Origin of the sequence: Desulfoglaeba alkanexedens ALDC (genome assembly GCF_005377625.1) — a bacterium.
In the GTDB taxonomy this organism is placed as follows: Bacteria; Desulfobacterota; Syntrophobacteria; order Syntrophobacterales; family DSM-9756; genus Desulfoglaeba; species Desulfoglaeba alkanexedens.
Map to the genome: position 1 here is coordinate 3,052,037 of NZ_CP040098.1, position 19,199 is coordinate 3,071,235.

Annotated in this window: 17 protein-coding genes; 7 read left to right on the forward strand and 10 right to left on the reverse strand. The window is 57.5% G+C overall.

What is annotated here, in order from left to right; all coding sequences use genetic code 11:
- Nucleotides 1-121: 121 nt before the first annotated feature.
- From FDQ92_RS13795 to FDQ92_RS13810, 4 genes are all read right to left on the reverse strand, one after another.
- Complete coding sequence (locus FDQ92_RS13795; RefSeq protein ID WP_137425430.1) at nucleotides 122-1,612, reverse strand: sigma-54-dependent transcriptional regulator; 1,491 nt, start codon at nucleotides 1,610-1,612, stop codon at nucleotides 122-124.
- A gap of 2 nt (nucleotides 1,613-1,614) precedes the next feature.
- Nucleotides 1,615-3,222: a sensor histidine kinase gene (locus FDQ92_RS13800; RefSeq protein ID WP_137425431.1), complete on the reverse strand. Its 1,608-nt coding sequence runs from the start codon at nucleotides 3,220-3,222 to the stop codon at nucleotides 1,615-1,617.
- Nucleotides 3,197-4,591, reverse strand: a complete 1,395-nt coding sequence (locus FDQ92_RS13805) for a replication-associated recombination protein A (RefSeq protein ID WP_137425432.1) — start codon at nucleotides 4,589-4,591, stop codon at nucleotides 3,197-3,199. Before FDQ92_RS13805 ends, FDQ92_RS13800 begins: the two co-directional genes overlap by 26 nt.
- A 201-nt stretch (nucleotides 4,592-4,792) precedes the next feature.
- Nucleotides 4,793-5,794: a P1 family peptidase gene (locus FDQ92_RS13810; RefSeq protein WP_137425433.1), complete on the reverse strand. Its 1,002-nt coding sequence runs from the start codon at nucleotides 5,792-5,794 to the stop codon at nucleotides 4,793-4,795.
- A 313-nt stretch (nucleotides 5,795-6,107) separates the two neighbouring features.
- Between FDQ92_RS13810 and FDQ92_RS15325 the strand changes: the two genes are divergently transcribed.
- The gene (locus tag FDQ92_RS15325; RefSeq protein ID WP_170180378.1) at nucleotides 6,108-6,269 is read left to right on the forward strand and encodes a hypothetical protein; all 162 of its coding nucleotides are present in this window, start codon (nucleotides 6,108-6,110) and stop codon (nucleotides 6,267-6,269) included.
- Here the strand turns inward: FDQ92_RS15325 and FDQ92_RS13815 are convergent.
- The 3 genes from FDQ92_RS13815 to FDQ92_RS13825 are packed head-to-tail and all read right to left on the reverse strand — an operon-like array spanning nucleotide 6,250 to nucleotide 10,122.
- Nucleotides 6,250-7,095 carry a rhodanese-like domain-containing protein gene (locus FDQ92_RS13815; protein ID WP_211341285.1) on the reverse strand — a complete coding sequence of 282 codons (846 nt, stop codon included), beginning with the start codon at nucleotides 7,093-7,095 and terminating at the stop codon, nucleotides 6,250-6,252. The genes FDQ92_RS15325 and FDQ92_RS13815 overlap by 20 nt on opposite strands.
- A 17-nt stretch (nucleotides 7,096-7,112) precedes the next feature.
- Nucleotides 7,113-7,640 carry a Crp/Fnr family transcriptional regulator gene (locus FDQ92_RS13820; RefSeq protein ID WP_137425435.1) on the reverse strand — a complete coding sequence of 176 codons (528 nt, stop codon included), beginning with the start codon at nucleotides 7,638-7,640 and terminating at the stop codon, nucleotides 7,113-7,115.
- Nucleotides 7,621-10,122, reverse strand: coding sequence for an ABC transporter ATP-binding protein/permease (locus FDQ92_RS13825; protein WP_137425436.1), 2,502 nt, complete (start codon nucleotides 10,120-10,122; stop codon nucleotides 7,621-7,623). Before FDQ92_RS13825 ends, FDQ92_RS13820 begins: the two co-directional genes overlap by 20 nt.
- A 523-nt stretch (nucleotides 10,123-10,645) precedes the next feature.
- Between FDQ92_RS13825 and FDQ92_RS13830 the strand changes: the two genes are divergently transcribed.
- Nucleotides 10,646-11,953, forward strand: coding sequence for a (Fe-S)-binding protein (locus FDQ92_RS13830; RefSeq protein ID WP_137425437.1), 1,308 nt, complete (start codon nucleotides 10,646-10,648; stop codon nucleotides 11,951-11,953).
- Nucleotides 11,954-12,097: 144 nt separating this feature from the next.
- Here the strand turns inward: FDQ92_RS13830 and FDQ92_RS13835 are convergent, their stop codons facing one another.
- Nucleotides 12,098-12,469, reverse strand: a complete 372-nt coding sequence (locus FDQ92_RS13835; protein WP_137425438.1) for a hypothetical protein — start codon at nucleotides 12,467-12,469, stop codon at nucleotides 12,098-12,100.
- 62 nt (nucleotides 12,470-12,531) lie between these two features.
- Between FDQ92_RS13835 and FDQ92_RS13840 the strand changes: the two genes are divergently transcribed.
- The 5 genes from FDQ92_RS13840 (at nucleotide 12,532) to FDQ92_RS13860 (ending at nucleotide 17,501) form a co-directional block, all read left to right on the forward strand.
- Entirely contained in the window at nucleotides 12,532-13,725 is a 1,194-nt protein-coding gene (locus FDQ92_RS13840) for an ABC transporter substrate-binding protein (RefSeq protein WP_137425439.1), read from the forward strand.
- A gap of 471 nt (nucleotides 13,726-14,196) precedes the next feature.
- Nucleotides 14,197-15,072, forward strand: coding sequence for a branched-chain amino acid ABC transporter permease (locus FDQ92_RS13845; protein ID WP_137425440.1), 876 nt, complete (start codon nucleotides 14,197-14,199; stop codon nucleotides 15,070-15,072).
- Between the two features lie 16 nt (nucleotides 15,073-15,088).
- Nucleotides 15,089-16,075 (forward strand): branched-chain amino acid ABC transporter permease, encoded by a 987-nt coding sequence (locus tag FDQ92_RS13850; RefSeq protein WP_137425441.1) that lies wholly within the window; start codon nucleotides 15,089-15,091, stop codon nucleotides 16,073-16,075.
- On the forward strand, nucleotides 16,072-16,791 hold the full coding sequence (locus tag FDQ92_RS13855; RefSeq protein ID WP_137425442.1) for an ABC transporter ATP-binding protein: 720 nt from the start codon (nucleotides 16,072-16,074) through the stop codon (nucleotides 16,789-16,791). Before FDQ92_RS13850 ends, FDQ92_RS13855 begins: the two co-directional genes overlap by 4 nt.
- Nucleotides 16,792-16,796: 5 nt before the next feature.
- Nucleotides 16,797-17,501, forward strand: a complete 705-nt coding sequence (locus FDQ92_RS13860) for an ABC transporter ATP-binding protein (protein ID WP_137425443.1) — start codon at nucleotides 16,797-16,799, stop codon at nucleotides 17,499-17,501.
- Between the two features lie 145 nt (nucleotides 17,502-17,646).
- Here FDQ92_RS13860 and FDQ92_RS13865 read toward each other — a convergent pair whose 3' ends face one another.
- Complete coding sequence (locus FDQ92_RS13865) at nucleotides 17,647-18,270, reverse strand: CBS and ACT domain-containing protein (protein WP_246041743.1); 624 nt, start codon at nucleotides 18,268-18,270, stop codon at nucleotides 17,647-17,649.
- Nucleotides 18,182-18,853, reverse strand: a complete 672-nt coding sequence (locus tag FDQ92_RS15805; RefSeq protein WP_246041744.1) for a hypothetical protein — start codon at nucleotides 18,851-18,853, stop codon at nucleotides 18,182-18,184. The genes FDQ92_RS13865 and FDQ92_RS15805 overlap by 89 nt, the downstream gene beginning before the upstream one ends.
- Nucleotides 18,854-19,199: the final 346 nt, after the last annotated feature.

Consider the following 19,199-nt stretch of genomic DNA (forward strand, 5'->3'; position numbering starts at 1 on the left):
CTCCTGTTTATGGCAGTCACTTGGGGAGGGATTCCGGCTCGAACGCGGTCTCGACCGACGGGGCAATTTTAGTCGGTCACAGCCTGATGTCAAGCGCTTTCACCTTGACTTTGCTTGCAAATCAAGGAGTTGGACGTCGGTTTTCCTGCAGCACGTATCGGGACGCACGCCCCTTGCCGATGCGTTCCAAGACACCGAGGTCCACCATTTCGTTGAGCTCCCGCAGCGCCTGGCGCTCGGAAATATCGTTCAGCTGGGAATAGTCGCGGTTGGTGACGGAGCCCAGGCTGCGCACCAGTTCCAGGGCGCGCAGCTGCCGGTGGCGGTGGGGGGAATGGGGGAGCCGCCGTGCTAGATCGGATTCTTCGGGCATGGGGGCGATTCCCGGTTCCCGAGGCGAAAGAACAGGCTCGGTGCTGCCGGCTTCCACGGTGGAAGGGCGGGGACGGCGGATTTCCTGAGGCAGGTCCCTGGGGGTGATCACCTCTTCCGCCGCTAGAATCACGGCTCGTTCGATGGTGTTTTCCAGTTCCCGGATGTTCCCGGGCCAAGGGTAATCGAGGAGATAGCGGAGCGCTTCCGGGTGGATTCGGAAGTTTTCGCGGCCCGTTTCCCGCGCGTATTTTTTCAGAAAATGGTCGGCAAGCAGCGGGATGTCCTCGGGGCGTTCCCGGAGTGGGGGCAACGTGATGTGAACCACGTTCAACCGGTAGTAGAGGTCGGAACGGAAACGGCCGGCGGTGGTTTCAGCTTTGAGGTTTCGGTTGGACGCCGCCACCACGCGAACGTCCACATGGAGTGTCTCGCTTCCGCCCACCCGTTCGAAGGCCATTTCCTGGAGCGCTCTCAGGAGCTTTACCTGGAGTGAAGGGGACATTTCGCTGATTTCGTCGAGAAAGAGCGTTCCCTGGTGCGCCAGTTCGAACCGGCCCTTGCGGAGCGCCACCGCTCCGCTGAACGCGCCCCGTTCGTGGCCGAACAGCTCACTTTCCAGCAGGTTTTCCGGGAGAGCTCCGCAGTTGACCGAAATGAAGGAACGGTCTTTCCGGGGGCTGTTGTAGTGGATGGCGCGGGCGATCAATTCCTTGCCCGTTCCCGATTCCCCGGTGATGAGCACGGTGGCCTTGGTGGGGGCCACCCGCTCGATGAGGTCGTAGATGCGCTGCATGGGAGCGCTCTTGCCGATGATATTGTCGAAGCGGTACCGTTCCTGGAGGGCTTGGGTGAGGTCGTGGTTGCGGCGGATCAGGTGGTGGTGTTCGACGGCTTTCCGGACGACGAGCTTCAATTCTTCGTTTTCGAATGGCTTGAGGATGTAATCGTAGGCCCCCTTTTTCATGGCTTCCACGGCCTTTTCCACGGTGCCGTAAGCCGTCATCATGATCACCGGTAGATCCGGGTCGGCCGCATGCACGTGATCGAGAAAGGTCATGCCGTCCATGCCGGGCATCTTCATGTCCGTAACCACCGCGTCCACGCTGTGTTCCCGGAGCACTTCCAGGCCTCTCTCGGCGCTTTCCGCCGTGATCACCGAATATCCCTCGTCCGTCAGAAGGTCATCCAGAACGAGAAGGTAGTTCCTTTCGTCGTCGACGATTAAAATGTTTGCCATGGTCACGGTGTCGCCTCGTCTTCGTATCCCCCGGGATGGGGCCGGCGAAGCGGAAGCCGGAGCACGAAAACGGTTCCCCGGCCGGGTTCGCTTTCCACATCCAGCGTGCCGCAGTGGCTGTCCACGATGGTTCGAACGATCGCCAGCCCGAGGCCCGTTCCCTTCTCGCGCGTGGTGAAGAAGGGATTGAAGATCTTGTGCCGGATTTCCGGCGTAATACCTGCCCCGGTGTCCGAAACGCGCACTTCCACCGCAGGCTCCGAACGGCTGTCGGTCATTACGAGCGCCGATTCCAGCCGCAGCACGCCGCCTTCGGGCATGGCCTGCGTAGCGTTGGAGACCAGGTTCACCAACGCCCGGTAAAGAAGATTCGCATCCGCTTCCAGTTTATACTGCCCCGTCTGGTAGGACCTTTCAACCCGGATGCCCCTTTTCTGGCATTCGGGTTCGAAGACTTCAAGGATGCGGTCGATGATCTCCTCGATCCGGCATACGGCCGGCTCCAGCGTTTTCGGCCTGGCGAAATCTAGGAATTGCGTCACGATGTTGTTTAGGCGCGTGGCTTCTTCCACTACGATTCCGGCGAGCCTCGACTGGCGCTCGTTTTCGGCCTTGGAAGCCAGGATTTCCGCGGTGCTCCGGATGATCCCCAAAGGATTTCGGATTTCGTGGGAAACTCCCGCGATCATCTCTCCCAGAGCCGCCAGCCGCTCCGCCTGGTGGAGCTCTTCCTCCAGCCTCAGGCGCTCGCGGGTCCTGGCCGTCAGGATCACTTCGGCGCGCCGCCCGATGATGAGAAGCGCAGCAAACAGCAGGCTCACGAAAATGAGGACGCTCGAAACGATGATCACCTGGAAGCGATGGATGGTCTCGTAATCGGAGGAGATGTCCTGGATGATTTCGAAAACCCCCAGAACCCTTCCCCGTTTCCAGCTCATGGGCCGTTCCTCCCACATGGGAAGATACGTCTTGAGTTGCCAGGCTTCGTTGCGCCACGCAAAGCCCAGGAACGTGGTCTCGGGCCCCTCCAAGATGGACACTGACTCTCCGCGAAGCGCTCTGTGAAAGTGCTCGCCCAGTTCCATCTTCTTACCCAACTGATCCGGACTGGTGCTGTAGGTCAGAACCTGCTCGGGATCGTAGATGTTCACCCGTTGGACGGCGAAACCGCGGATTGCGTTTTGCACCACCCGATGCAGGCGTGAGTACTGATGCTCGCGGCTGAGCCGTATTTCACCCTCGGCCATAAGCGTCGGCAGCGTGAATTCGAAGAATACCTGGTGATTGAGGTTTTCCGCCACCAGCAGGGCGTATTGTTCGCTCTTCTTGAGCAGGATCGCCCGCGCCCGGTTAGACAAGAACCAGGACAGAAAAAAGGTCCCCACCAGAAACACGATGAGGCTCGAAACGGAAAGGTACTTCACCAGCCGGAAGCGCTTGATGGGTTCTGCCGAAAGGTTGCTCCGGGGCGGTTTCGACACGTCCACGGGCCTGGTGAGCGGGCCTTTCCAAGCGTCTCCCGGGGCTTCGCGGGCGGTCTCCTCCCGGAGCGATCCGGCACCCGACTTCCAGGGATGCGGCGGTTCAGCTTTCGACAGGCTGGTCTTCAATATGGTCTCGTGCAGTCTGCTTACGGTTTCCGCCTCCTCGGACGATGCGCCGGCGCTTTTCCAGGAGTTCCCGCCACTTGCCTTCCCAGCCCCAGGGCTTGGGGGTATAGAACACTTCGTTGCCGACCGGTTCCGGAAGGTAGCGTTCCGGCACCCAGCCTTCCGGGCTGTCGTGAGGATACTGATAGTCGCGCGCGTAGCCAAGCCTTTTCATGAGCGACGTCGGGGCGTTACGGAGGTGAAACGGCACGGGAACGGCGCCGGTGCGGCGGGCGGTGTCGCGAGCCGCCTTGTAGGCCGTGTAGAGGCTGTTGCTTTTGGGTGCCAGCGCAACGTAGACGACGGCCTGGGCGAGGGCCAGGTCGCCTTCCGGGCTTCCAAGGAACTGATAGGCCTGCTGAGCGCTCAGAGCCTGCACCAGGGCGAAAGGATCGGCAAGCCCCACGTCTTCGGAGGCCGCCCGCACGATGCGCCGCGCGATGTACATGGGATCTTCGCCGGCTTCCAGCATGCGCGCCAGCCAGTAAAGCCCGGCGTCCGGGTCGCTCCCGCGGAGGCTCTTGTGGAGCGCGGAAATCAGGTTGAAATGTTCTTCACCGGCCTTGTCGTAATGGACCGCTGAACGCTGAAGGGCTTCCCGCATCGCGTCTCCGTCCACCCGACGCACGCCGCCGCTGTCCGGGGGCGTGGTGAGCACGGCCAGTTCCAGCGCATTGAGGGCCACCCTCGCATCCCCCCCGCTTCCTTCCAGGAGCAGCGCCCAGGCGTTATCATCCATTTCCGCCGGAAAATCGCCTAGGCCGCGTTCCCTGTCTTCCAAGGTGCGCCGGACGATGGCACGCAATTCTTCCGGTGCCAGGGGTTCCAAAACGAGCACCCGGCTCCGGGATAGGAGCGGCCGGATGATTTCGAAGGATGGGTTTTCCGTGGTGGCACCGAGCAGCGTCACCGTTCCCTTTTCCACGTGGGGTAGGAGCGCGTCCTGCTGCGCCTTGTTCAGCCGGTGGATTTCGTCCATGAAAAGCCACGTGCGCTTGCGCGACCGGCTCCAGGCTGCGAGCGCTTCGTCCACCGCGGCTCGGATTTCCCGCGTTCCCGCCGTGACGGCGGACAGGGAAACGAGATTGGCGTCCCCCCGGCGGGCGATGAGGCGCGCCAGCGTAGTCTTACCGCACCCCGGAGGGCCCCAGAAAATGAGCGATTGGAACGGACCCTCATGGATGAGGCGATGCAGGATCTTTCCTTCCCCGGTGAGATGGGACTGCCCGACGAATTCGTCAAGGCTGCGGGGCCGCATCCGCTCCGCAAGCGGAGCGAAGGCGGGGTGCGTAGAGTCGCCGTTTCGAAAGAGATTCAGTTGATCCGACATGATCCGTCACCTCTGAGCCCGGCGCCGCGGCAGGCGGGAGTCCACCGCCCGCTCACAACAGAAGCGCCGGTGGATACGGAGGGCCTCCCGTTCACCCGACAGAAGCGCCGCGTGCTCCGTACCGAAATGATCCGGGTCGCTCCTAACCGATTGAAACTCTAATAACATAAAATTGGGTTTCCATGGACACGTTGGACACGTTCAATGCCGGTCGCGGATCCCCTCCTCTGGGAAGAGATCGCGGACCGCGGGAATCGCTCCACGGCCTTCAGCCCTTCGGACGCCGCGCAGGATCGCTTCCGCCGCGGCCTGGGCCGCCAGAGAACCCACAACCGTCACCTCCACCCCGGTCAGATCACCGCAGCTCAACGCAAAGACCGCGTCCCCGTCGTAAAGCGTGTGTGACGGGCTGACCGTTCGTGCCAGTCCGTCCTGGGCCATCTGAGCCACCTTGGTGAGTTCGGTCTTCGTGAAGGCCACGTTGGTCGCCACCACACCCACTACCGTGTTTTCCCCGGCGGAGAAGCCTCTCAGGCGCTTGAAGCGTCTGATTTCCGCATCGGTGCCGACCAGGCGGGACCCTTCGGCGCTGTCCCGACAGCCGGCGATCGGCCGCCCGCTCAACGGATCCACCACGTCCCCGAAGGCGTTCACCACCATCAGGGCCCCCACCTTCACGCCCGTCGGCACCTCGATCAAGGCGCAGCCCAGCCCGCTTTTCATGCTTCGATCCAGCCCGTGAAGCTTTCCAACCGTGGCGCCGGCTCCGGCCCCCACGCAACCTTCCGCCACCGGGCCGTCGGAGGCGTTCTCGCACGCCTGCCGGCCCAGGTCCGCGTCGGGATGGGGGCCGCCGGCATTCACCCCTAGGTCGAAAATCACGGCACCGGCCACGATGGGGATGATGCCGTAGGCACTGTCGAAGCCGATGGCCCGCTCTTTCAAAAATCGGCGGACCCCGTCCGCCACGGAAAGCCCGAAAGCGCTTCCGCCGGTGAAGAAAAGCCCGTGGATCCGGTCTACCAGGTTGATCGGTTGAAGGCTGTCCGTTCCATAAGTACCCGGGGCCCCGCCGCGGACGTCAACACCCGCTATGGCGCCGCCGCGGGAAAGGATCACGGTGCAGCCCGTCCTGGCACCGGGGTGCTCGGCATGACCAACCATTAGGTTGCCGACGGCGGTGAGCGTGTCGTTTCCAATCATCCTGCTCCTCCCTCTAAGAGCGTGTCCAACAGTGAAAATAACCCCCATGACCCCGTGGGGTCACAACGAAACATGAAAATATTGTGAATTGTGGGTTCGACCACGAATATAAAAAGTTTGGTAGCGTACAAAATAATAGACTTAATATTTGATGCCAAATTCTATTTCCCCTCCCCTTGTGGGAGGGGATTAAGGGGAGGGGAATGTAACTGATTGACATACATTAATTTTATCACCCTCACCCCAACCCTCTCCCATCAAGGGAGAGGGGGACTTTCCCCTCGTTCCCAAGCTCCAGCTTGGGAACGGCCTCATGGGAATCGAAGCTGGAGCTTCTGCACAGTTGTGTTCCCAAGCTGGAGCTTGGGAACAAGAAGAAGAAGCTGGAGCTTGGGAACAAGAAGAAGAAGCTGGAGCTTGGGAACAAGAAGAAGACTCCTTCCGTTCCAGCCGGTTCAATCGCCGCACTTGTTGAAAACGCGGGCCAGCAGCCGAAGGTGTCCCTTTTCCTGTTCGGCGAGCGCGAGGAAGGCCCGCTGCGCTTCGGGATCCCGCAGTTCGGCGGCGAGGTTCCGGTAGAGATCATAAGCTTTGGATTCGATATCCAGCGCCAGTTCGGCAAAGGCGCTGCAACGATTCAGTGGAAGCGTCTCCAGCCGCTTCAATGCTTCCTCCAGAGGTTCGCCGCCCTCCAGCAGCTCGCCCGAAAGGACATCGAAGTATGCGTCGAAAGGCGGCCACGAGCGGTCGCCCGAGGCCTTCTTCAGGTACTCGAAAGCCACGCGTGCGTGCGCTCGTTCCATTCCTGTGAGGGTTTCCGCCGCCCGGGCGAAAGGGGAGTCCGGAAATCGGCGGACCACGGCCGCGTAGAACCGCCAGGCTCCCTTTTCCAAGTCGACGGCGTTTTCCAGGATCTCGGCTGGCGTCGCGGCTTTTCGAAACGCCCGGGTGCGCGGAAACCCCTGCAGCGGTTTTCCGTCCCAGGCCAGATAGCCGCCTTTCAGGTTCGTAACGGCCCTGGGAGAAAGACCGCTGTCGGCGATGAAAGCAGCCGCGGCGCGGGATCGACCGCCGACGGAGCAGTAAAGGATGACCTCCTTTCGGGGGTCCAGTTCGTGGAGCCGTTGCTCGATCTCGCGGAGCGGGATGAGTCTCGCTCCCGGGATGTGCCCGGCTTTGTATTCCTCGGGTTCCCGGACATCCACCAGGACGAAATCCTCTTCCCGCAGACCTCGCAGGTAGCCTTCCAGTTCGTCGGCGAAAATCGTTTTCACGGAAACGGGTTGCCTCGCGGAATCCATGCTTGCCTCCGGCATCCTCACGACTGGTACGTGCATTCGTGCACGTGCTTCTCAAGCAGTCTTTCTTCCATCTGGGCGATCCGCTGGATCATGACCTCCAGGACCTTGATGGAAGTCTCCGGAAATTGAGCCAGGATCTTCCGGAAACTCTCCCGATCCAGGGCCACCACCTCCAACTCCGTCACGGCTCTCACAGAAAAAAGCCGCTTGATGTCCGCCAGGAGGGCCAGCCCCCCGAAAAAATCGCCCTCATGCAGTTCGCTCAGAATATAAGAGTGGTCCTTGTACTCCCGGATGACCTGGGTCCTGCCGCGGGCGATGATGTAGCCTCGGTCGTCCTTGTCCCCCTGGTGGAAGAGAAATTCGCCCGCGCGGTAGCGGTAGCGTTTGCAGAGGAAGGCGTAGAGCTTGAGTCGTTCCAAGGGAAGGCCGGAAAAGGCCGGAGTGTTTCGGAGAATCGCCAGGTTGGCTTCCAGTTCGCAACGGTAGTCGCCCTTGCCTCCCTGCGGAAAGTCGCACAGTCTCTCATCCGTGGACGAGTTCATAGAGCAGTCCTTTCTGCTTCATGAGTTCATCGTATCGTCCCATTTCGACGATCCTTCCGGCCTTCATGACGGCGATCTTTTCATAATCCCTAATCAGCTCCAGGCGATGGACCACGTTCACGAGCGTGCTCTTCCCGCGAAGATTGGTATCCAGGTACTGCTGGATCCGCCCCTGGGACGCCATGTCCAGGCTCGCCGTGGCTTCGTCAAGGATGAGGATCGTGGGCGCCTTGAGGAGTGCGCGGGCCAGCGCAACCTTCTGTTTTTGTCCGCCTGAGAGGCGGTCGCCCCGGCTTCCGACCTGGAATTCCAGTCCGCCGGCGAGTACCGCGTCGTAGAGGCCTTCGGCCTTGAGGAGGTCCACCACGAGCTTCACGATCCGTTCCTGGGCATGGGTCGATTCATCCTTGATTCTGCCGAAGAGAATGTTTTCCAAAAGACTCCAAATGTGTACGTATTTGGAAACGTTCACGAAGGTGAACGCTTCGGGGTCTTCTTTGCGGTAATATTCGCGAAGCTCGGGCCTCGCTTTCAAGACGGCGTTTCGGAGCGACTGCGGGAGAGCGGCCATCTTGTGGCGTGCGGGGATGAAAAGGAGCGCCAGTTTAAGGAAGGCCTGTTCGTCATCGCGGTAGCGCACCCGCCGATCTTCTTTTCCCAGCCGATCGACCACTTCCGCGTAGGCGTCGATTTCGTCCCGCGAAATGGGGCTCTGTTCGAAGAAGAAAGGATCTTCCTTCAGGTCGCGAAGGAGGGCGACCGTTTGCGTCGCCACATCGACACCCAGATCCAAAAGAGGCCCGTAAAGGCCTAGCCGTTTCAGAAAGGCGACGAACCTCTTGTTCGCCGCCAGCCGTTCGAAGGCTGTGTCGTCCCGGTTGGAAAACCCGTAAATGAGGTTGGCCGCGACGGTGCTGTACTGATGGTAGCGGTCTTCCTGGAAGAACTCCACCACGTCCTCGAGTTCCCTTCCCCAGCGCTTGTGGAAAACGTGGCGCACGACCACCAGCTTTTCGGCAAGATCCCCGCAGCACTCCCGGGTCACCACCCGGTTCAGACCGAACTTCAGGACGTCCTCCGTGAGCCCCACGCGCTCCACCAGCTCCAGGATTTCCCGCTCGTCCGGGAGGAACCGGTACCCGGCTTCCCCGCCGCCGTTTATGGAAAGCATGAGTGAACGGCAGGCGTAGACGATGTTTTCGCGGATGGTTCCGTCAAAGATGAAGGGATGTTGAGAGACGAAGCTCATGTTGCGGCTCACGTCCAACTTGCTGAGTTCCTTGAGCTCGCGGCCGTCTACCAGGACGTGACCGCGGTTATAGTTGTAGAGCTGGCCCATCACCATGGCGAGCGTGCTCTTGCCGCTCCCGGAAAGGCCCACAAGCGCCAGGCGTTCCCCGGGCTGAAGTTCCAGAGAGATCTGGTCCAGGAGGCGGATGTTTCCGTCCACCTCGTAGCTGACATCCTGCACCTCGATGCGGCCTTCCAGTTTCAACGGTTCGCGATCGGCGGGCTTCAAGGCGAACTCGGGTTCGACATCGAAGGCTTCCATGATTCGGCGGTAGCGCACCCGGCTGTCCTGGAGGCTTTGGTAATAGTCCATCAGTTCCTTCCAGGGGTCGTAGAGTTTTTCATAGGCCGAAAGGAATGCCACCAGCTCTCCCAGGTTGAACCGCCCCTGGATGGCCAGGTAACCCCCCACGAGAAACAAAAGGAAAGGCCCCAGGCTCTGAAAGAAGTTGTTCACGAACTTGGTGAGGTACTTGAATACGTTGATTCGGTGCCGGAGTCGGAGCAGGCGCTCCGAGTAGAGAGACACCTTTTCGTTTTCAATGGGAAAGCCAGCGTTTCCATGAATTTCGTGGATTCCCGAAACGGCTTCTCCCACTGCGTTGCTCAAGGACCGATTTTCGTTGATACGTTCGCTGTTGAGCTGGTTTACCTTCTTCTGCAAAAAAGGGATGATCAGGACTTCGAACGGGTAAATGGACAGGCTCAGGATCGCGAGCAGTGAGTTCAGATAAAACATATAGCCGGCGAAAGCGAGAAGCGTCAGGATGCTCACCACCGGAACCGCCACGGCGCTTCCCAGGAAATCGCCGATGGTGGCCATTTCCGATGTGAGCGACGAAATCACCATGCCGGGAGGCGTTTTCCGGAAAAAGGGAAGGGGAAGGCGGAGGATTTTTTCGTAGAGTGTGGTGCGCATCTCGTTCAAAATTTTCTGGCCGATGTAGCCCTGGAGGACGTTGATGACGTACTTCAGAAGCCCCGCCAACACCACCGCTCCAAGGTATAGGCCGCAGTAGAGAAAGAGCGAGTTGACATCGCGGAAGCGGATGGCGACGTTCACGATGCGCTTCTGCATTTCCAGCGGAAAGACCCGGAAAAAGATGGTGCACACGATGAGAACGAGCAGAAGGAGCTGAAGCCCCCGGTAGCGGCTGAGAGCCCATGAAAAAAGAGATCGTTTCGATTCCATGCAAGGCGGCTCCTGGAAGGAAAAGGGGGCGTCCATAGCGATCGGTGGAGATATTTTCGGTGAAAACCGGACGGTTCGACCGGCCGGCATCGATTTATCCACCATTTTTCACTCAAGCCCGGCAAAAGTCAACGCGGCCATCCCCACACCGCCGTCAGAGAACGTCCGCGAGCCGCCCGGGAAAGTGCGGTTTTCTTCATCTTGTAGGAGCCGGCTTGCCTGCGATCTGCTCATACCCCCTGTGGGAGCCGGCTTGCCGGCGATGCTTGTCGCGGGCCAGCCCGCGCCCACAGACGATCCCTCACGGTGTCTCGAAGGCCCATCCCTTGTCCCTGATCGCGGATCCGGCTACCATGGACCGCGGACACGGCCGGCATGACCTTGGCGGCCACGGAGGGCGAGCGGGCCCAGGGTGTCTGGAAAACCGCCGGCCGGTAAGGCGGCGCTCCGGTTCCTCCGGCGCGATGACGAATCGCATCACCGTCCACGTGTTCACCTGCCGGTCCCAAGTGGGAGAGGCGTGATGGCTCGGATGAGGCAACTGGCGCGGCTCATCGGCGAACTGGAGGATCAGCTCATCGTCTGCATGCGGTGCGGCATGTGCCAGGCGGTGTGTCCGCTGTATGAGGAAACGGGGCGCGAAGCCGATGTGGCTCGGGGAAAGCTAGCTCTCCTGGACGGACTGTCCCGGGAAATGTTCAAGGATCCCAAGGGCGTTTCGGAGAGCCTGAACCGTTGCCTGCTGTGCGGGTCGTGCGAGGCCAACTGCCCGAGCGGTGTGCGGGTGCTCGACATTTTCCTCAAAGCCCGAGCCATCCTCGCCGGCTACATGGGCCTATCCCCGGTCAAGAAAGCCATCCTCCGCGGCATACTCGCACGCCCCGCCTTCTTCGATTCACTCATGGAATGGGGGGCACGCTTTCAGACCGTCTTCACGAAACCCGTGGACGACGCGCTGGGAACCAGCTGCGCGCGGTTTCTGTCGCCGGTTCTCGCCGACCGCCGGATCAAACCTCTGGCGGCGGTCCCTTTCCACGCCAAGGTTCCCGAACGGGATGCACCGGCCGGCCGTTCGAGCCTCAAGGTTGCCTTCTTCGTCGGGTGTCTCATCGATAAGATCTTTCCCGAAGTGGCCGAAACCGTGCTCCGCGTGCTCGACCATCACGGCGTCGGGGTTTTTCTTCCGCGGAACCAGGCCTGCTGCGGCATTCCCGCGGCGTCTTCCGGGGATACGGCGACCTTCCGAAAGCTGGTGAGCCACAACCTGGAACGCTTCGACGCGGGACGCTTCGACTACCTGGTGACAGCCTGCGCCACGTGCACCTTCACCATTCGAAAGATCTGGCCGCTGCTGCTGGAAGACGCCGATCCCGAAACCAAGGCCCGGGCCGCCGCCGTTTCTTCCAAGACCCTCGACATCCATCAGTTCCTGGCGGCCCACATCCAAGACGTGCCTCCGGCGGCGGAACCGCTCGAAGACGCCGCTCCGGTGGTCACCTATCACGACCCCTGCCACTTGAGGAAGTCTTTGGGGGTTTTCGTCGAACCGCGCCGCCTCATCCAGGCCAATCCCAACTATCGGTTTCGCGAGATGCCGGAGGCCGACCGCTGCTGTGGATTGGGCGGAAGTTTCGGGCTGGAACATTATGATTTGTCGTCAAGTATAGGCAAACGGAAGCGAAACAGCATCATTGAGACGGGCTGCGCCGTCGTGGCCACGGGATGTCCCGCGTGCATGATCCAGCTGCACGATGTCCTCTCCCGATCCGGCGACCGCATCGCCGTCCGCCATGCTATCCAAATCTACGGGGAGATTCTCGATTCGTCATGAGGTTGCCGTTCAGGCCCGTCCGGCCCAAGAGAATACCCGATCAAGTCTGCATCCAGCTGCGTGAGATGATCTACAAAAAAGTGGTTACTTGGGCCGCGGTCGTTTTAGGGTCGATCAAGTCTGCATCCAGCTGCGTGAGATGATCTACCGCGGATACCTGAAACCCGGGGAAAGATGCAGATCTTTTGCTTCTTGTTCCCAAGCTCCAGCTTGGGAACACAACTGTGCAGAAGCTCCAGCTTCGGTGATGCCGTTCCCAAGCCAAAGCTTGGGAACGAGGGGAAATTTTATCCCCGCCATGGTGAAAAGCGGGGTTTTCGTTCTGGCACTAATTAGGAGTGAGCAAACAAAACAAAGATTATGTGCAAAATCCTTATATTGGTGTTTAAAGGAGAACAGGTGCCACTTGACAGATGTGTCGATGACAGATAGCATATTTGTTGGCAGATCGGCAGATAGCCCCGCGGCATGTTCGAGCTTCAGGTCTTTTGGTCCACCCCGATTCGCAAGTTCCACAGTTGAGTACACCACACGTGACTGGAGGATAAGTATTAACCTGAGAAAAGGGAGGACGTATCATGAGGAAGTTGCTATGTGCGGTGTTATGCCTGAGTTTTCTTTGTGTTTTCGGAAATGTTTTAGCCTGGGGCGAAGAAACGCTTCGCGTAGGGATCATTCTTCCGCTTACGGGAGCAAAGGCTAACTTCGGCGAAATCGAAAAGCTCTCTTTCGATATGGCTCTTAAGGAAATCAATGACGCGGGCGGTATTAACGGCAAGAAATTAGAATTTCTTTTCGAAGACGACACGGGACGCCCTGAAGTGGCTCGGTCCGCCGCGGAAAAACTGATCAACAAAGATAAGGTTCTCATGCTTGGCGGAGGCTACGGTAGTTCCGAAACTTTTGCTATCGCCGGAGTTGCTCAGCAAAACCGAATTCCGTTTCTTGTGAACACCGGCTCCGACGATAAGATCACCGAACAGGGGTGGGATTACGTTTTTCGTTTGAATCCTCCTGTCAGTGAATATCCCAAGGCACTGGAGTCGTTCCTGGTGGAGGTGGTCAAGCCGAAGACGGCCGCCATTCTTTACGAGAATACCAATTTTGGTAGTTCGGGAGCCAGAAAGTTTAAGGAGATTTGTCAAAGACTTGGGATCCAAGTAGTTGTCGAAGAAGGCTACGAACACGGTGGTGTAGACTTCAAACCCATCCTTATTAAGGTCAAAGATAAAAATCCTGACCTCATCTACATGATTTCCTATGTGATGGATGCCGCCCTGCTTATGCGTCAGTCCATGGAACTGCGCGTCAAACCGAAATTGTTCGTCGGCGGAGGTGCCGGCTTTACTTTGCCCGAATTTCCGAAAAATGCCGGCAAGGCGGCGGAGAAGGTCTTTTCCGCAACATTATGGTACCAGACCCTCAAATACCCTGGGGCGCTGGACTACTACAACAAGTTCGTAGCCACCTATAAAAAAGATACGGAATATCATGGCGCAGAAGCTTATGCGTCTGCTTACGTTATAGCCGATGCCTTGGAACGGGCCAAATCCACCAGTCGTGACGACATTCGGAAAGCTATGGCGGAAACCGACATGATGACCGTATTCGGTCCTGTAAAATTTATTGCCTATGACAAGAAGACCAACCAGAACCGCCTTCCAACGTACCTTGTGCAATGGATCGACGGCCGTTTGGAACTCGTATGGCCTAAGGAGCTTGCTACCAAACCCTATGTGTATCCCATCGATTGGGAAAGTGTTTGGAGGTAGTTCACAAGATGCGGAGCGTCGCCAGGGGCGCTCCGTTGCTTTGGGTGCGGATCTTTTAGAACGACATCCAGGGTGACCCTCTGAGGTAGATGCAGATGGCCTTGAAGCAGCAAGCGCATCAGCTTCGTTTCCCCTCGTTCCCAAGCTGGAGCTTGGGAACAAGGTGGAAGGTACAGCTTGGGAACAAGGTCAAAAAAATCCCCCTCTCCCTTGATGGGAGAGGGTTGGGGTGAGGGTGAGAAAATTAACGAATGTCAATCAGTTACATTCCCCTCCCCTTAATCCCCTCCCACAAGGGGAGGGGAAATAGAATTCCCCTCGTTCCCAAGCTATGGCTTGGGAACGGCCTCACCGAAGCTGGAACTTCTGCACAGTTGTGTTCCCAAGCTGGAGCTTGGGAACAAGAAGCAAAAGATCTGCACCCCGTTGCTTTAGGCACCGCAAGCGGCTCAGAGACAAGGACAGGACGTTATGAGTGTGTTTGTACAAACCGTTGTTGCCGGCACTCTCATGGGGGGCATCTACGCGCTTATCGGCATTGGGATGACTCTCATCATGGGTGTGATGAAGATCATCAATCTAGCTCATGGCCAGCTCATGATGGTGGCCATGTACATTACCTACGTTCTTTACGAATACCTGCATGTGGATCCCTATTTGGCACTGGTGGTTACCATGCCGGCACTCTTTGTGCTTGGTGCCCTGATCCAGCGATACCTCTTGAACCCGCTCATCAAGGTGGAAGCCATCCTCCCGGAGAATCAGGTGCTCATGACCGTCGGGATCGGCATGGTCTTGACGGAGATCGCTCGCATGATCTTCCATTCCGATTATAAATCGGTACGCCCGGCATACACCTCCATATCGCTTTATGCCGGACCCATCGCTTTCAACCTGCCCATGTGCATCGCCTTTGGGATTGCCGTTTTATTGACCATCGGGCTTTTTATTTTTCTTTTGAAAACGGATACAGGCAAATCCGTTCGAGCGACGGCCCAGAACAAAGAAGCGGCGCTCCTTCTAGGGGTCAACGCCGACCGCATCATGGTGTTCACTTACGGATTAGGTGCCGCCCTGGTGGCTGCCGCCGGAACCCTGCTCCTTCCTATCTACTATCTTTTTCCGGATCTAGGCGGGGCGTTCACTCTCAAAGCTTTCGTGATTACGATCCTTGGCGGGTTGGGTAGCACTGTAGGAGCCATCGTGGGCGGGGTTGTCTTGGGGGTTTCGGAATCCCTCGGTGCGACCTATGTCTCCATGGGTCTCAAAGACGCCGTGGGCATGGTCATCTTCCTCCTGGTGCTCATCTTTCTTCCCGGAGGCTTGAAACGCTTGACCAAGATTTAATAGGGATGGAGACGGCATGAAAGCAATACGATGGCAGATCGCCTTGATCGTGGCCGCGTCGCTGATTTTTCCGTGGGTTGTCCGCTCCGAATATTATCTACACGTGATCATTCTGGCTTATATTTGGGTCATTATTGGGTCATCCTGGAACCTTCTGGCTGGCTTTACAGGGCAAGTGTCTTTCGGTCACGCCATCTTTTTCGGCATCGGGGCCTATACTGCTGGCTTATGTGCTACAAAACTGGGGGTTTCCGCGTGGTGGGGTGTGATCTTCGGCGGTCCCATGGCCTCGCTTATAGGTTTTATCATCGGTTGGATCTGCTTTCGGTTGCGAGGACCGTATTTTGCGCTGGCGACCATAGCCGTCGGCGAGATCTTTCGATTGATCGCCGTGGTGTGGCGCAGTTTTACCGGGGGCATGGAAGGCATTCTGCTGATGCAAACATTCCGAAGCAAACTGCCGTATTATTATTTGGCCCTTTTTCTATCTTTGACTTGTATCCTGGCCATTCATCTCGCGATGCGTTCCAAGTGGGGCTACTATTTCGTAGCCATTCGTGAGGATCAGGATGCGGCTGAATCCATGGGTGTCAGCGCTTTCCGCTATAAAAGTCTGTCCCTTATCATCAGCTCGTTTTTCACGGGAGTGGCCGGCGCTTTTTACATGAACTACATGGCGTTCATCGATCCAGAAGTGGTGTTTTCCTTGCATCACATTTCCATCATGGCCATTTTGGTGGGGATCATCGGAGGTGTCGGCACCCTCTGGGGACCTCCCCTTGGGGCCTTCATCATGGTGCTGCTCCAGGAAACTTTCAGAAGTTCCTTTTTCGGGCTGGCTCCTCGCTGGGTCAGCGAGGTCCATGTTTTGGTGTTTGGTCTGCTGGTTATCTTCGTCATCCTATACATGGCAAATGGCGTCGTCGGAGATTGGGATAAGATCCGGCGACTATGGTCTAGAAAGGCCGAATCTGTTGCCGCCACAGCAGGAAAGGGCTCATGAGCACGCCATTTTTTGAATCCCATGAGCTTACCAAGGACTTTGGTGGTCTTCGGGCCGTCAACGGACTGAGCTTTCATGTCAATGAAGGGGAAATTTTCGGACTCATTGGCCCCAACGGTTCGGGGAAGACCACCGTCTTCAACCTGATCGGGGGTTATTATCCCATCACCTCGGGGTCTCTGCGTTTTCAAGGGACAACCTTAAATAGCCTGCCGACATGGAAAATCTGTAAGCTTGGGATTGGGCGAACTTTTCAGGTGATGAAACCTTTACGCCGCATGACGGTCTTAGAAAACGTTATGACGGCCGCCTTTAACCGCACGGATGTCATAGCGGAAAGCCGAAAGAAAGCGCTCGAGGTGCTGGAGTTCTGCGGGCTTGCCCATAGAAAGGACATGACGGCCAAAGGGCTTCCTATCGGGTATCGCAAACGCTTGGAAATCGCTCGGGCTCTAGCCACCGAGCCCAAGCTGCTCCTTTTGGACGAGACCATGGCGGGGCTAACCCCTCAGGAGCAGGCTGAGGGTGTGACCTTGATTCGCAAGATTCGAGACTCAGGGATCACCATCATCATTGTGGAACACATCATGCGCGTCATCATGAGTCTGTGCGACCGGATTCTGTGTATCAACTATGGCCAACGCATTGCCGAAGGCAGTCCTCAGGAGGTGGCCAATCATCCCGCGGTTATCGAAGCCTATCTTGGAAAGGAATAGCGGGCATGCTGCAAGTGGAGCAATTGGATGTGTTTTACGGTGACATTCAGGTGCTGTGGGATATTTCTTTTCACGTGCATAACAATGAATTTGTTGTGCTGGTCGGATCCAATGGAGCGGGAAAATCCACCCTGATGAAAACCATCTCCGGCCTTGTGCGCCCGAAGCGTGGCAGCATCCGTTTCGGTGATGTGCGCTTGGATCAACTGAAACCGTATGAAATTATTAAATTCGGTTTGTCTCATATCCCTGAAGGCCGCCAGCTGTTTCCTGAAATGTCGGTTCTTGAAAACCTGGAAATGGGCGCCTTAAATCCTGAGGCGAAAGCCAAGCGTAAGGAAACCCTGGAATGGGTATTCTCATTGTTTCCTCGGTTGAAAGAGAGAACCGGCCAGATGGCTGGAACCCTTTCCGGTGGGGAACAACAAATGTGTGCCATTGCCAGAGGTCTCATGTCTCTGCCTCGCATGGTTTTGCTCGATGAGCCATCCCTGGGGCTTTCTCCACGGTTGACCCAGGAGATTTTTCGGCTGGTCCAGGAAATTCACCACAAGGGAATGACAATTCTTATGGTTGAGCAAAACGTCAAGCAGACTCTTGCGATATGCGATAGAGGTTATGTTTTGGAAAACGGCCGGATCGTCCTGGAGGGCAGAGGCCAGGACCTTTTGGAAGACCAGCGTGTCAAAGAAGCCTTTTTGGGACTCTAACCGTCAACGCCGGTCTATGTCGACTCTCGGCAATGCCCATTTCAGCTGCCTTCCCGAAAGGGGCTTATCCCCCCTGTGGATTGAGGGTGCCGGCAAACGCGCTCTTTTCCCAAAGTCTTCCCAAGATGAGAGTATCCTTCCGCCCTTAGATGTAAATTTCCCGCTTGTTTTCGCTATGGTCTACCACATAAAGCATCTTGGCCTTTTTTTTCAGGGTTTCTTTTAGTACATCGAGTCTCGCTCGGTCCAGATTGTAGGCTCGAATGTAGACATGGCGATTTCCAGCCGGAGTTCGGTCATAGGTTCCAAGGATACTGGCGATACGCCCGCCGGCTGCTCGCATCACATCGGTAAGTTCTTTGATGGATCCCGGGCGGTCTTCGATCTCGAAGGCAAATTGCACACCACGGTGCTGCAGGCCGCTCAAAGAAATAAGCACTTTAAACATATCAGCCTGGGTGATGACTCCGACCACGTCACCTCTGTCATCCACTACCGGTGCACCCGAAATGCCATAGTTCAAGAGCTTTTCCGCAGCTTCTTCCACGGTGAAATGCATCGGGATGGTTACGGGGTTCTTGTTCATGATGTCCCGAACCTTAATACGAGCCAAAAGGTAGAGCAGTTCGTGGACTTCAAGCAAGGTGGCATCGGAAGGGGATGCCCGTTTGATATCGCTGTCACTGAGCACACCAACAAGCTGGCCTTTTTTCAGGACGGGCAGGATGCGAATGCCTTTCTCCTTCATGAGATTGACCGCGTTGGACATGGGTTCTTCCGAGTCGATAGTGATAGCGGGTGTGGACATGCATTCTTTGACTAACATGCGTAACCTCCTTCAAAAGTGCGTAGACACAAGGCCTTGATACTTTTACGACGCGCCGGGCTGTCCCGGGCGGAACCCGGGGGTGACGCTGCGAAAGCCAGGACACTGCCTTCCAAACTGAAGTTTCCATGATATGTTCCCGTGTGGCCTCCAGCGTCCCCTGCTGTAGTCCCTGTTCTATTCCCTGCCGCAGTCCCTGCTCTATTCCCAAGCGGACGCCTTCCTTGTAGCCTTCCTTCTTGATCAGTTCATAGGCATAGGATTCCATCATGATGTCCCTCCTGCGCTCCAGCAGCCGCAACGGTACGTTCGGTTCCCAGCGGCTTTGCACTTCCAGCAGCACGATAAAGACCCGCCCGTCGGAAGCCCGCACCCGGATGGGAAAGTCGCTTCGGCGAACCGAAGCCGTCTCCTGGGGAAGTTCCAAAATCTCCGATTCCTCCACGTGCAGACCCAGGAAAAACTCCAGCGCCGCCTCCCGGCAGTGGGCGAGGATGATCTTCATGGCGGCATCGTAGCCACCCATGGCGACTGCTTGCCATAGTTTCCGAATACCATTTGAAGATATCACAGTCCCCAGGGATGGCCAACGAGGCCTTCCCCATAAGACTTCGGAGGCTGCTTTTCCGTAAGGGCTTGTCCGAAAACAAACTCATGAAACTCGGGCCATGATGAGGTTCCTTGTTCCTGTAGGAGGGGCGCCCTCGCCGCGATGAACCAACCACAATGCGCCAGTCCATCGGCCCGGTGTTCCGTTACGGGTAGGAGCGGGCTTGCCCGCGACCCGTAAAACCGGCAACGCCGCGTTGACCCTGGTCGCCGGGAAGTATGGGCGTAGCACCGCTGCGCCCATACAGGGCATGAATCGCTCC

Excerpts from the sequence above, each read along its gene's own strand:
- FDQ92_RS13815 (WP_211341285.1), bottom strand. The coding sequence starts at position 7,095 with ATGGATTCCGCGAGGCAACCCGTTTCCGTGAAAACGATTTTCGCCGAC.
- FDQ92_RS13855 (WP_137425442.1), top strand. The coding sequence starts at position 16,072 with ATGAGCACGCCATTTTTTGAATCCCATGAGCTTACCAAGGACTTTGGT.
- FDQ92_RS13840 (WP_137425439.1), top strand. The coding sequence starts at position 12,532 with ATGAGGAAGTTGCTATGTGCGGTGTTATGCCTGAGTTTTCTTTGTGTT.
- FDQ92_RS13845 (WP_137425440.1), top strand. The coding sequence starts at position 14,197 with ATGAGTGTGTTTGTACAAACCGTTGTTGCCGGCACTCTCATGGGGGGC.
- FDQ92_RS13850 (WP_137425441.1), top strand. The coding sequence starts at position 15,089 with ATGAAAGCAATACGATGGCAGATCGCCTTGATCGTGGCCGCGTCGCTG.
- FDQ92_RS13810 (WP_137425433.1), bottom strand. The coding sequence starts at position 5,794 with ATGATTGGAAACGACACGCTCACCGCCGTCGGCAACCTAATGGTTGGT.
- FDQ92_RS13860 (WP_137425443.1), top strand. The coding sequence starts at position 16,797 with ATGCTGCAAGTGGAGCAATTGGATGTGTTTTACGGTGACATTCAGGTG.
- FDQ92_RS13825 (WP_137425436.1), bottom strand. The coding sequence starts at position 10,122 with ATGGAATCGAAACGATCTCTTTTTTCATGGGCTCTCAGCCGCTACCGG.
- FDQ92_RS15325 (WP_170180378.1), top strand. The coding sequence starts at position 6,108 with ATGGGAATCGAAGCTGGAGCTTCTGCACAGTTGTGTTCCCAAGCTGGA.
- FDQ92_RS13865 (WP_246041743.1), bottom strand. The coding sequence starts at position 18,270 with ATGTCCAACGCGGTCAATCTCATGAAGGAGAAAGGCATTCGCATCCTG.
- FDQ92_RS13805 (WP_137425432.1), bottom strand. The coding sequence starts at position 4,591 with ATGTCGGATCAACTGAATCTCTTTCGAAACGGCGACTCTACGCACCCC.
- FDQ92_RS13830 (WP_137425437.1), top strand. The coding sequence starts at position 10,646 with ATGGCTCGGATGAGGCAACTGGCGCGGCTCATCGGCGAACTGGAGGAT.
- FDQ92_RS13795 (WP_137425430.1), bottom strand. The coding sequence starts at position 1,612 with ATGGCAAACATTTTAATCGTCGACGACGAAAGGAACTACCTTCTCGTT.
- FDQ92_RS15805 (WP_246041744.1), bottom strand. The coding sequence starts at position 18,853 with ATGGGTGGCTACGATGCCGCCATGAAGATCATCCTCGCCCACTGCCGG.
- FDQ92_RS13820 (WP_137425435.1), bottom strand. The coding sequence starts at position 7,640 with ATGAACTCGTCCACGGATGAGAGACTGTGCGACTTTCCGCAGGGAGGC.